The sequence below is a fragment of the Bradyrhizobium zhengyangense genome (assembly GCF_022012555.1).
In the GTDB taxonomy this organism is placed as follows: Bacteria; Pseudomonadota; Alphaproteobacteria; order Rhizobiales; family Xanthobacteraceae; genus Bradyrhizobium; species Bradyrhizobium zhengyangense.
In genome coordinates this window covers 765,443-777,293 of the sequence record NZ_JAKLTZ010000001.1, presented here as the reverse complement: position 1 = coordinate 777,293, position 11,851 = coordinate 765,443, and the positions used below count along the sequence as shown (strand labels likewise).

Here is an 11,851-nt window from a genome sequence, read left to right as displayed (position 1 = left end):
GCCTTGCTGCTATTTCGGCAGCGCCTTGACCTCCTTGTCCCACTTTGTCAGCAGCCGCGTTCGCTCGGCCGACGAGCCGTATTTGACGAAGTCGTAGTTGATCAGCTTCATCTCGCTCATCTTCGGCGCCTGCGGCGGCACCGTCGCGTTCTTGTTGGATGGCACCTGATACGACTTCGCGGGGGCGGCGAGGGCCTGTGCGGCGGGGCTCAGCGCCCAATCGTAGAACTTCTTGGCGTTCTCCAGATTGCGTGCGCCCTTGATGATCGACATCGAGCCGATCTCGTAGCCTGTGCCCTCGCACGGCGCGACCGGCTTGATCGGATCGCCTTGAACCGCGAAGACGACGGCATCGTGGATGAAGACGATGCCGACGGCGGTCTCGCCGAGGCTCGCTGCCTTGGCTGGTGCTGCGCCTGATTTGGTGTACTGGCTGACATTCTTGTGCAGGGCCTTGAGATAATCGAAGCCCTTGTCCTCGCCCATCAGCTGCACGACCGTGGCAAGCAGGGTATAGGCGGTGCCGGACGAATTCGGGTCGGCGACCTGCACGTCATCCCTGAGCTTGGGGTTGAGCAGGTCGGCCCAGCATTTCGGCTCCGGGATACCCTTGGCCTTGATCTGCTCGGTGTTGTAGCCGAAGCCGAGCGCGCCGGCATAGATGCCGATCGAGCGCTGCTTCGCCGCTTTCCACTGGTTCAGCGCCCAGTCGTGCAAATCCTTGTTGGCGGGAGATTCGTATTCGAGCGTCAGCCCCTCGTCGGCCGCCTGAAGATGTGGATCGCCGGTGCCGCCCCACCAGATGTCGCCGCGCGGGTTCGAGGCCTCCGCCCTGAGCTGCGCATAGGTCTCGCCGGCGGATTTCCGCGTCATCGAAACCTTGATGCCGGTCTCTTTCTCGAAAGTGGTGGACATCGCGCGGCACCATTCTTCCTGCACGCCGCAATACATGACGAGCGAGCCCTCGGCCGACGCCGGCGCCGCGCCCGCGATCAGGATACCGGCACCGAACAGCGCCCTGACAGTCAGGGATCTCGAAACCATGGTCCACCTCCCCAGAACGAGAACTTGATGTTCTCTGTAATTGGCTGTGACGGTGGCGTCTCTTCAGCTCCAAAGCAACAACTATTAAGTCGACTAGGTAATCCCGGTGATGTCGCTGAGCTGCGATGCCAGCGCCGGTACGCAGCACAGGATCGGGTTGCCCTTGCTGATGCCGTCGCCCGCGAAGAAGTCGCTGACCCAGCCGCCGGCTTCGCTAACAATCACAATGCCGGCTGCAACGTCCCAGGCGTTGATGTGCAGTTCGGCGTAGCCCTCGGTGCGCCCGTTGGCGACATTGCAGAGGCCCAAAGTGCCGGAGCCCGCGCGCTTGATGGAGCAGCCGGCGGCATAACCGCGGCTGATCATGTCGAGATAGCGCTGCGAGGGAATACGGGGCGACCAGCCCAGTTCGATACAGGCGCGGCTGATGTCGTCGGCACCAGAGACGACAATGTGCTGCCCGTTCAGCGTCGCGCCCTCGTCGCGCTGCGCGACATAGAGCTCGCCCAGTGAGGGCGCGCTGACGATGCCGATCGTCGGCTGGCGGTCGAGCAGGAAGCCGATGGAGATGCACCAGTTGCGATCGCCATGGGCGAAGTTCGCAGTGCCGTCGATCGGATCGAGGATCCAGACCGCATCGCTGGCCTCACCGCCGCCTTCCTCGCCGATGACAGTGTCACCAGGGAAAAGCGCCGACAGCCGCGCACGCAGAAAATCCTCCACCGCGCCGTCGGCGACGGTGAGCCAGTCCTGCGTGCCCTTCATCGTGACGCCGAGGCTTTCCCTGCGGCCGAAATAGTCGAGCGCGATGCGTCCCGCCTCGGCGGCGAGGCCCTGGGCCGCATAGCGGCGCAGCATGAGTTCGGCTGGCGTCATGGTCAGGCGGACTTGATGGTGACAGGGCGGCCGGTGCGCGCCGACTCGGTCGCCGCGTCGGCGAGCATCTGGGCGCGGAGCCCGTCGAGACCGGTCGGAGAGGGCGCCGCCTTGCCGGTGCAGGCATCGATGAAGGCCGCGAGCTCGGCACGATAGGCGGCGGCATAGCGTTCGAGGAAGAAGTTCTGCACCGGGTCGGCACGGAAGCCCTGGCCGGTCGCGATCTCGACGGTCGTTTCGTGGATGTTGCCGGCCCTCAGCATGCCCTTCGAGCCGTGCACCTCGATGCGCTGATCGTAGCCGTAAGTGGCGCGGCGCGAATTCGAGATCTGCGCGATGCGCCCGCTCGCCGTCTTCATCAGCACGGCGGCGGTGTCGACATCGCCGGCTTCGCCGATGGCCTTGTCCACCAGCGCCGAGCCGAGTGCGAAGATTTCGACCGGCTCCTCCGCCAGCAGGAAGCGCGCCAGGTCGAAATCATGGATCATCATGTCGCGGAACAGGCCGCCCGAGCGCTTCACATAATCGACCGGCGGCGGTCCGGGATCGCGCGAGATGACGCTGACGATCTCGATCTCGCCGGCCTCGCCGCCGCGCAGCCGCTTCTCCAGCGCCGCAAAATTCGGATCGAAGCGGCGGTTGAAGCCGATCATCAGAGCCTTGCCCGACCTCTCGACCGCGGCCAGGCAGCGGCGAATGCGGTCCGAATCGAGATCGACCGGCTTCTCGCAGAACACCGCCTTGCCGGCCGAGACGGCGGCCTCGATCAGGTCGGCGTGCGTGTCGGTCGGCGTGCAGATCAGGATGGCGTCGATGCCGGCATCGCCGATGATCGCATCCGCATCGGCCACCTTCGCGCCTGTCGCCTGCGCCAGCGAGGCCGCGGCCTCGCTCGAGGCGTCGGCCACCGCGACGAGCCGCGCATCGCCGCGCGCCGCAACATTGAGACCGTGAATGCGCCCGATCCTGCCGGCGCCAAGAAGTCCAAACCGCATTGTCATCATCACTGCTTGACTATTCGAATAAGCATTCCATTCTCTGCGCCGCCCAGTCAAGGTCGGAGCCTGCACTTCTCGATGTCATCAACCGCCTCGCAATATCGTATCGGATCGAGCGACGACACATTCGCGACACAGTTGCGCGAGCATGCGCGCACGGTCAGCGCAATGATGGAACATCTTGACAGGCCGGTCTGCGCCGGGCGGTTCAGCGGGAGCGAGTGATGGCGACGATCAGGCTCACGATGGCGCAGGCGCTCGTCGCCGCGATGGCCGCGCAAAGGACTGTCATCGACGGGAAGACCCAGCCGCTGTTCGCCGGTGTCTGGGCGATCTTCGGGCATGGCAACGTCGCAGGCCTCGGCGAGGCGCTGTATGCCGCGCGTGACCGCCTGCCAACCTTGCGCGCGCATAATGAGCAGGCGATGGCGCATGCCGCGATCGCTTTCGCGAAGACCTCGCGTCGCCGGCGCATGATGGCGGTGACGAGCTCGATCGGCCCCGGTGCGACCAATATGGTGACGGCCGCAGCCGTTGCTCACGTCAATCGCCTGCCGGTGCTGCTGCTACCGGGTGACGTCTTCGCCGGACGCCGTCCCGATCCGGTGTTGCAGCAGATCGAGGATTTCGGTGACGGCACTGTCTCCGCCAATGATTGCTTCCGGCCCGTCTCGCGCTATTTCGACCGCATCACAAGGCCTGAACAGATCATGCCCGCCTTCGAGCGGGCGATGCAGGTTTTGACCGACGCGGCCGAATGCGGACCCGTGACGCTCTCGCTCTGCCAGGACGTGCAGACGGAGGCCTTCGACTATCCCGAATGGTTCTTCGCCGAGCGCGTTTGGCAGCCCCGACGGGCGCGGCCCGACGAGGCGCAAATGGCGCAAGCCACAGCGCTGCTCAAGGCCGCGAAGCGCCCGCTCGTCGTCGCCGGTGGCGGCGTGCTCTACAGCGAGGCGGAAGCTGATCTCGCCGCCTTCTGCATGGCGCACGGCATTCCGGCGGCGGAAACGCAGGCCGGCAAGAGCGCGCTGCCTCATGATCATCCGCTTAACCTCGGCGCGATCGGCGTCACCGGCACGGGCGCGGCCAACGATGCGGCGCGACAGGCCGATGTCGTGCTCGCGATCGGCACCCGCTTGCAGGATTTCACCACCGGCTCGCGCTCGCTGTTCGCGGATCCCGCCTGCAGGATCGTCGGCCTCAATACGCAGAGCTTTGATGCCGGCAAGCATCGTGCGCAGCCGCTCGTGGCCGACGCCAAGGTCGGACTAGCGGAGCTCGGCGCCGCCCTTCAGGGTTGGACGGCGCCTGCCGTCTGGAGCGGGCAGGCCAAGGCTGGCCGCACGGCCTGGCTGGAAGCGGCCGCACGCTACACCGCGTCGGGCAACGAAGCCTTGCCAAGCGATGCCCAGGTCATCGGCGCCGTTCAGCGCCGCAGCCGGCCAAGCGATATCGTGCTTTGCGCCGCCGGCGGCTTGCCCGGCGAGCTGCACAAGCTCTGGCAGCCGGGCGCAGCCGGCGGCTACCACATGGAATACGGCTATTCCTGCATGGGCTACGAGATCGCCGGCGGGCTCGGCGTCAAGCTCGCTGATCCCAAGCGCGAAGTCATCGTGATGGTCGGCGACGGATCCTACCTGATGATGAATTCCGAGATCGCCACGTCGGTGATGTTGGGTGCGAAACTCATCATCGTGGTGCTCGACAACCGCGGCTTCGGCTGCATCAACCGGCTCCAGAACGCCACCGGTGGTGCCCCTTTCAACAACCTCTTGCGCGATGCTCGCCACGAGACCTTGCCCGAGATCGACTTCGCGGCCCATGCCGCTTCGATGGGGGCGATCGCGCGCAAGGTCGCTGGCATCGCCGAGCTGGAGGCGGCGTTCGAGGAGGCGCGAGGTCACGATCGGACCAGCGTCGTCGTGATCGACACCGACCCGCTGCGCTCGACCGATGCCGGTGGCCATTGGTGGGAGGTGGCGGTGCCGGAGGTCTCGGAGCGCACCGAAGTCGAGGCCGCAAGGCGCGGCTACATCGAGGCGCTCGCGCGTCGCAATATCTGATCGAGTGAGGACGACATGCCAATCCGTATCGGCGCCAACCCCATCGGCTGGTCGAACGACGATCTCCAGGAGATTGGCGGCGACACACCGCTCGAAACGTGCCTCGCCGAGGCACGCGAGGCGGGCTTTGTGGGCATGGAGCTCGGCCACAAATTTCCGCGCGAGCCGCAGGCCCTGAAGGCTGCGCTCGCGCCTTTCGGGATGGCCTGCATCTCCGGCTGGTATTCGGCTGAACTCCTGAGGCGCGATGCCGACGAGGAGATGCGGCATCTGCGCCCGCATCTCGATCTCCTGAAGGCGATGGGATCATCAGTCCTCGTTTTCGCCGAGACCTCGAATGCGATCCATGGCGATCGCAGCAAGCCGTTATCGCAGCGGCCGGTGATGAAGGCAGGCGACTGGGCGGAGTTCGGTCGCCGCATCACTGAAGTCGCGGAGCGTACGCTCGCCGAAGGCGTCAGGCTGGTCTACCATCATCACATTGGCACCATCGTCGAAAGCGCCGATGATATCGATGCCTTCATGGCGTCGACGGGCGAGGCCGCACATCTCCTGCTCGACACCGGCCATGCCACCTGGGGCGGTGCCGATCCGGCCGCGCTGGCTCGAAAATATCGCGCCCGCATCAGCCATGTCCACGCCAAGGACGTGCGCCGGGCGGTGATGGAGCAGGCGCGGCGCGAGGATTGGAGTTTCCTCGATGCAGTGCTGGGGCAGGGCAGCGCGCTCGGTGTCTACACCGTGCCCGGCGACGGCATGGTCGACTACCCCGCCGTCTTCCGCGAACTCAAGGGCTATTCCGGTTGGATCGTCGTCGAAGCGGAGCAGGACCCGCAGAAGGCACACCCGCTGACCTATGCCAAAAAGGGTGTTGCCCATCTGAAGCAGAGCCTGACGGCGGCGGGGCTGGCCTGATACGCGGACGCTGTTGAGTTCTGAAACGTCCGGAGCGGCACGACATGGCCATGGTTTTCATCACCGGCAGCACGGACGGGCTTGGCCGCGCGGCGGCACAATCGCTCCTTGATCAGGGCCACCGTGTGGTGCTGCACGCGCGCTCAGTCGATCGCGCTGCGGCGCTCGAGGACCTCGCCTCGCGCGCCGAGGGCGTTGCAATCGGCGATCTCCAGAGCGGCGCCGAGACGAAGGGCGTCGCGGATCAAGTGAACGCGATCGGGCGCATGGATGCGGTCATCCACAACGCCGGTGTCTATGCACAGCGGAGTCGCGGCTCCACTCCGGAAGGCCATGCGACGACATTCGCGATCAACACCCTTGCGCCCTATATGTTGACCGCGCTGATCGAGCGCCCCGCCAGATTGATCTATCTCAGCAGCGGCTTGCATCGCGGCGGAGAGCGGTCGCTGAATGACCTCGACTGGGCGAAGAGGCCGTGGGATTCGGCAACCGCTTACGCCGAGAGCAAGCTTCAAATCGTCGCACTCGCGTTCGCGTTGGCGCGACGCTGGCCGCAGGTCCTGAGCAACGCGGTCGATCCCGGCTGGGCGCGGACAAGGATGGGCGGCTCTGGCGCCCCGGTCGATATCGCGACGGGGCAGAAGACGCAAACCTGGCTCGCCGTCAGCGACGATCCCGCGGCGCTCGTCAGCGGCCGCTACTGGCATCATATGCAGCAGCAGGAGCCGGCCCGCGAATCCATGGACCCCGCCTTTCAGGACGCTCTGGTCGACAGGCTGCGCGAGCTGACGGGCGTCGCGCTGCCCCGGTCCTAGCGGCCTTTTCGCCGGAGTGCGCAGGGCGCGGCAAGCGTCTCAGACCCAGCCGCCGTCGACGATGTAGTGCTGGGCGGTGCAGGCAGAGGCTTCGTCGGAGGCGAGGAAGAGGGTGAATTTCGCGACCTCGTCAGGCACCAGCCGGCGCTTCAGGCACTGGCGCTGCTGCAGTTCGGCCTCGCCGGCCGGCGTCATCCATTTCTCGAGCTGGCGCTCGGTCATGATCCATCCCGGTGCAATCGCGTTCACGCGGATGTTGTAGGGACCGTAGTCGCGCGCCAGCGAGCGCGTCAGCCCAATCACGCCGGATTTGCTGGCGGTGTAGGCTGCCATGCCGCCTTGTCCGGCGATCCATGACACCGAGCCGAAATTGATGATGGCGCCCGCGTTGGCCGCCTTCATGTCCGGCAACACCGCCTGCGACGCGAAGAACTGGTGCTTCAGGTTCACCGCGATGCGGTCGTCCCAATATTCAGGAGTCATCTCCTCGGTCGCGTGCCGCTCGTCATGGGCGGCGTTGTTGACCAAAATGTTGATCGCGCCGTGTGCCTTGCGCGCCTCCTCGACGCCGGCGCGCAGGGCCGGGATGTCGGTCAGGTCGACGCGCTGGAAATGCGCGGCCAGCCCTTGATCCGACAGCTCGCGCGCCAGGCGCTGGCCCTCCTCGACCTTGATGTCAAAGAACACGACCTTGGATTTCTGCTCCGCGAAGCGCCGCACGATCGCAGCGCCAATTCCCGCGGCACCTCCGGTGACGAGCACAACCTTGCCGGAGAGGTCGGAATAGATGGCGGCCATGGGGGAACCTTTCAGTTTGTTATGGGCGGCGAAGGCCGCCCCGATTCTTTCGCAGGAACTTAGCCGTTCCTCTCGTGAGGTCCATATGTCAGAATTTTAGTTGCGTACCTCAAAAACTGAAGGCAGGATTGCGCCCAAAGAATAAAAGCCGTTGGGAGGTTGTGATGAGACTGCTCGGGAAGCTGAGATTCGCCTTCGCTGCATGCCTGCTAGGCGCAAATGTCGCGGCAGCCGACACCACCGTGAAATGGCTCCACATCGAGGTCAATCCGGCCCAGGTGAAAATCTGGGAGGAGGTCGCGCGCAGCTATGAGGCCTCGCATCCCGGCGTGAAGGTCGAGATGCAGTTCCTCGAGAACGAGGCCTACAAGGCCAAGCTGCCGACCATCCTGCAATCCAAGGATCGGCCGAACATCATCTACAGCTGGGCCGGTGGCGTGTTGAAGACGCAGATCGACGCCGGCGTTCTTGAAGACATCACGGACCAGGTGAAGGGCTATAGCGACAGCATCACGCCCGCGGCGCTCGCCGCCTTCACCAGCAATGGCCACGTCTATGGCCTGCCCATTTCGCTGTCGCAGGTCGGCTTCATCTGCAACAAGGATCTGATGGCCAAGGCGAAGGTCGATCCCGCTTCCATCAAGACGTGGGACGATCTGCTCGCCGCAGTGAAGACACTCAAGGCAGCCGGCGTGACGCCGATCGTGGTCGGCGGCGCCGACAAATGGCCGCTGCACTTCTACTGGACCCACCTTGCGGTGCGGATCGGTGGCAAGGCAGCCTTCGACGCTGCATTGCGCGGCGAGAATGGCGGCTTCGCCGGCGAAACCTTCCAGAAATCCGGCGAGCTGTTCAAGCAGCTCGTTGATCTCCAGCCGTTCCAGAACGGCTTCCTCGGCTTCAAGAACCCTCAGGCGGTAGGCTATTTCGGCGATGGCAAGGCTGCGATGTCGCTCGCAATTAGCTCGGTCTATAATTTGCAGCGCGCGCTGGCCGCCGACAAGGTCGGATTGAGCGAGGACAAGATCTGTTGGTTCGATTTCCCTGTCGTGCCCGGCGGCAAGGGCGCGCCGACGGACACGCTCGGCGGCATCACAGGCTGGCTGGTCACCAAGGACTCGCCGAAGGAGGCGGTCGATTTCCTCAAATACTTCATCTCCAAGGACGTGCAGACGAAACTTGCCGCGGGCAGCTACATCATCCCCGTGGTGCAGGGTGCGGACGCCGGTCTCAACAATTCTTTCATGAAGCTGATCGCGTCCAATCTCGCAAAGTCGAACTACCATCAGAACTTCTATGACCAGAGCCTCGGCCCCTCGGTCGGCCGCGTCGTCAACGACGTCTCGGCGGAGATTGCCGGCGGCAGCATGAGCCCGCAGGACGCGGCGAAAGCGATCGAAGCGGCGTTCAAGCAGGGTAACTGACGGTGGCGCGACGGATGGCGATCACCTCGCCGGTCGGCGTTGCCGGCGAGGCGGCTCCTCAGGCCGCGGTCCGCGGCCCGCATTGGGACAGTCGTTTCACCGTTCTGATCCTGTTCCTGCCGCCGGCATTGCTGCTGTTCACGCTGTTCGTGGTGCTGCCGATCGGCGAGGCGGCATGGTACTCGGGCTTCAACTGGAACGGTTTCGGCAGGCCGACCCACTGGATCGGCTTCGATAACTATCGCTTCGTCTTGGAAACGCGCGCGTTCTGGCTCGCGCTGCGCAACAACGGGCTGATCATCGCAGTCTCGCTCGCGGTCCAGCTGCCGCTGGCGCTGACATTGGCCCTGATGCTGGCCGAGAAGTTTCGCGGCGCGGTGGCGCTGCGCATGCTGTTCTTCATGCCCTACATTCTGGCGGAGATCGCGACCGGGTTGATCTTCTCCTTCGTCTACGACGGCGACTACGGACTTGTCGCATCGATCTGGCGCACCTTCGGTGCCGAGCCGCCGCATCTGTTGGCCTCGACCGACACGGCGATGCTGGCGGTGCTGATCGTGATCGTGTGGAAGTATTTCGGCTTCCACATGATGCTGTTCATCGCGGCGCTGCAGAGCCTCGACAAGACCCTGGTCGAGGCGGCGCGGATCGACGGCGCAACGCGATCGCAAACCTTGCGCCATGTCGTGATCCCCTTGCTCTACCCGACCATCCGGCTCTCGGTGTTCTTCGCCATCGTCGGCTCGCTGCAGCTGTTCGATCTCGTGATGCCGCTGACGCGCGGGGGGCCGGCGGATTCCTCGAACACCATGGTCAGCTTCCTCTACAACAACGGCATCTCGCGCATGCGGGTCGGCTATGGCAGCGCCATCGGCGTTATCCTGTTCGCGATCTGCGTGACCTTTGCCTTCACCTACAAGCGATGGTTCATGCGCGATGAATAGTGCCGAGACTGCCCGCGCCCCGTTCGACCCCGCCGTGCTGTTCAAGGCGGCATTTCTCGGGATCGTTGCCATCTTCGTGCTGGTGCCGCTGCTTGCGACCTTGCTCGGCGGCTTCAAATCGCTCGGCGAATTACGCGTCAATCCGTTCGGCCTGCCGCAGCATTGGGAGTGGCAGAACTATGCGGACATCCTGTTCTCGGGGCGCTACTGGCAGCTCCTGCGCAATTCGCTGATCATCTCGACCCTCACGGTGACATTGACGCTGATCGTCGCCTCGATGGCGGCGTTCACCTTCGCCCACGTCAGGTTCTTCGGCTCGTCGATGCTGCTGAGCTATCTGACGCTCGGCCTGTTGTTTCCGGCGGCGACCGCCGTGCTGCCGCTGTTCATCAAGGTGCGCGATCTCGGCCTGCTCGATACCTATTTCGGCGTTGCGCTGCCGCAGGTGGCCTTCAGCCTTGCCATGAGCGTGCTGCTGCTGCGCCGCTTCTTCAAGGACATTCCCTATGAACTGCTGGAGGCCGCGCTGGTCGATGGCTGCAGCTACATCAAGTTCTTTCGTTACGTGACGCTGCCGCTGTCGCGGCCGATCCTGGCGACCGTCGGCACCATCACCTTCGTCAACAGCTGGAACGCCTACCTGCTGCCGCTGGTAATGCTCAACACCGATGCGCTCTATCCCTGGCCGCTCGGCATCATGGTTTACCAGGGCGAATATTCGTCCGAGTGGCACCTGATCCTCGCCTTCATCACGCTCACCATCCTGCCGACGATCATTCTGTTCCTGCTGGCGCAGAAGCATATCGTCGCCGGCCTCACGGCAGGCGCAGTCAAGGGATGAACAAGACTTCACGGAGACAAAAATGAGAAAAGTCGGCGTCGGAATCATCGGCTGCGGTGTCATCAGCACCGCTTACCTCAAGGCAGCACAGCGCTTTCCGGTCATGGAGGTGAGGGCGCTCGCCGACATGCGGAGCGATGTCGCGGAGCGCCAGGGGGCCGCCTTCAACCTGCCGGCGATGCGGGTCGACCAGCTGCTCAAGCGCGACGACGTCGAGATCGTCGTCAATCTCACCGTGCCGCTCGCCCATACCGATGTCAGCCTCGCGGTGCTGAACGCCGGCAAGCACGTCCATTCCGAGAAGCCGCTCGGCATCAACGTCGCGGAAGCCCGCAAGGTGATGGATCTCGCCGCGCAGAAGAACCTTCGCGTCGGCTGTGCGCCCGACACGTTCCTCGGCGGTGGGCACCAGACCGCGCGCAAGCTCATCGACGACGGCGCGATCGGCACGCCCGTGGCGGGCAGCGCCTTCTTCGGCTGCCCCGGCCACGAGCGCTGGCATCCGGCGCCCGGCTTTTACTATTTGCGCGGCGGCGGGCCGATGCTCGACATGGGACCGTATTACATCACCGATCTCGTGCAGCTGCTTGGGCCTGTCGCCAGTGTGATGGGCTCGACCGCGCGCCCGAGATCCGAGCGTTTGGTCACCAGCCAGCCGATGAACGGGGCCTTGATTCCGGTCGAGGTGGCGACCCACGTCGCGGGCACACTCGAATTCGAGAGCGGGGCCGTCGTCTCGATCACCATGAGCTTCGATGTGCCGAAGCACCGCCACGCGCCGATCGAGATTTATGGCGACAAGGGCAGCATGCTGGTGCCCGACCCGAACCGCTTCGGCGGCGAAGTGCAGGTCGCCAAGACCGGCGGCGAATTCGAGACGATGCCGTTGACGCACGGTCATGTCGAAGGCGAATTCCGCTCGATCGGCGTCGCCGACATGGCTTCCGCGATCCTGAACAACCGGCCGCACCGCGCCAGCGGCGCGCTGGCCTTCCATGTGCTCGAGGTGATGGAGGCGTTCCAGATCTCGGCGGACGAGGGACGGCGGGTCAAGATCGAAAACCGCGTCGAGCGGCCGGCGATGCTGCCGGCCGGACGTGAAACCGGACAGATCGACTGAGGGAATG

General features: G+C 64.6%; 11 protein-coding genes. 7 read left to right on the top strand and 4 right to left on the bottom strand.

Going from position 1 to position 11,851, the window contains the following annotated elements; translation table 11 throughout:
* Positions 1–9: 9 nt before the first annotated feature.
* From L6639_RS03795 to iolG, 3 genes are all read right to left on the bottom strand, one after another.
* The gene (locus L6639_RS03795) at positions 10–1,044 is read right to left on the bottom strand and encodes an ABC transporter substrate-binding protein (RefSeq protein ID WP_377802676.1); all 1,035 of its coding nucleotides are present in this window, start codon (positions 1,042–1,044) and stop codon (positions 10–12) included.
* A 93-nt stretch (positions 1,045–1,137) separates the two neighbouring features.
* Positions 1,138–1,920 (bottom strand): inositol monophosphatase family protein, encoded by a 783-nt coding sequence (locus L6639_RS03790; protein ID WP_237859015.1) that lies wholly within the window; start codon positions 1,918–1,920, stop codon positions 1,138–1,140.
* Between the two features lie 2 nt (positions 1,921–1,922).
* Positions 1,923–2,915: an inositol 2-dehydrogenase gene (gene iolG, locus L6639_RS03785; RefSeq protein ID WP_237859013.1), complete on the bottom strand. Its 993-nt coding sequence runs from the start codon at positions 2,913–2,915 to the stop codon at positions 1,923–1,925.
* Between the two features lie 227 nt (positions 2,916–3,142).
* Here iolG and iolD point away from each other — a divergent pair, with 227 nt between their 5' ends.
* From iolD to L6639_RS03770, 3 genes are read left to right on the top strand one after another with little or no spacing between them, the layout of a single operon-like run.
* Positions 3,143–4,984, top strand: coding sequence for a 3D-(3,5/4)-trihydroxycyclohexane-1,2-dione acylhydrolase (decyclizing) (iolD, locus tag L6639_RS03780; RefSeq protein ID WP_237859011.1), 1,842 nt, complete (start codon positions 3,143–3,145; stop codon positions 4,982–4,984).
* Between the two features lie 15 nt (positions 4,985–4,999).
* Positions 5,000–5,899, top strand: a complete 900-nt coding sequence (gene iolE, locus L6639_RS03775) for a myo-inosose-2 dehydratase (protein WP_237859010.1) — start codon at positions 5,000–5,002, stop codon at positions 5,897–5,899.
* Positions 5,900–5,943: 44 nt separating this feature from the next.
* Positions 5,944–6,717 carry an SDR family NAD(P)-dependent oxidoreductase gene (locus L6639_RS03770; protein WP_237859009.1) on the top strand — a complete coding sequence of 258 codons (774 nt, stop codon included), beginning with the start codon at positions 5,944–5,946 and terminating at the stop codon, positions 6,715–6,717.
* 39 nt (positions 6,718–6,756) lie between these two features.
* On the opposite strand, the gene L6639_RS03765 is transcribed toward L6639_RS03770, so the two are convergent.
* Entirely contained in the window at positions 6,757–7,515 is a 759-nt protein-coding gene (locus L6639_RS03765) for an SDR family NAD(P)-dependent oxidoreductase (RefSeq protein ID WP_237859008.1), read from the bottom strand.
* 164 nt (positions 7,516–7,679) lie between these two features.
* Between L6639_RS03765 and L6639_RS03760 the strand changes: the two genes are divergently transcribed.
* Genes L6639_RS03760 through L6639_RS03745 form a run of 4 tightly spaced genes read left to right on the top strand, consistent with a single transcriptional unit; the run spans position 7,680 to position 11,844 of the window.
* Entirely contained in the window at positions 7,680–8,939 is a 1,260-nt protein-coding gene (locus L6639_RS03760) for an ABC transporter substrate-binding protein (protein WP_237859007.1), read from the top strand.
* 14 nt (positions 8,940–8,953) lie between these two features.
* On the top strand, positions 8,954–9,883 hold the full coding sequence (locus L6639_RS03755) for a carbohydrate ABC transporter permease (RefSeq protein WP_249798035.1): 930 nt from the start codon (positions 8,954–8,956) through the stop codon (positions 9,881–9,883).
* Positions 9,876–10,724 carry a carbohydrate ABC transporter permease gene (locus L6639_RS03750; RefSeq protein WP_237859005.1) on the top strand — a complete coding sequence of 283 codons (849 nt, stop codon included), beginning with the start codon at positions 9,876–9,878 and terminating at the stop codon, positions 10,722–10,724. The genes L6639_RS03755 and L6639_RS03750 overlap by 8 nt, the downstream gene beginning before the upstream one ends.
* Before the next feature lie 22 nt (positions 10,725–10,746).
* Entirely contained in the window at positions 10,747–11,844 is a 1,098-nt protein-coding gene (locus L6639_RS03745; RefSeq protein WP_237859004.1) for a Gfo/Idh/MocA family protein, read from the top strand.
* Positions 11,845–11,851 lie beyond the last annotated feature (7 nt).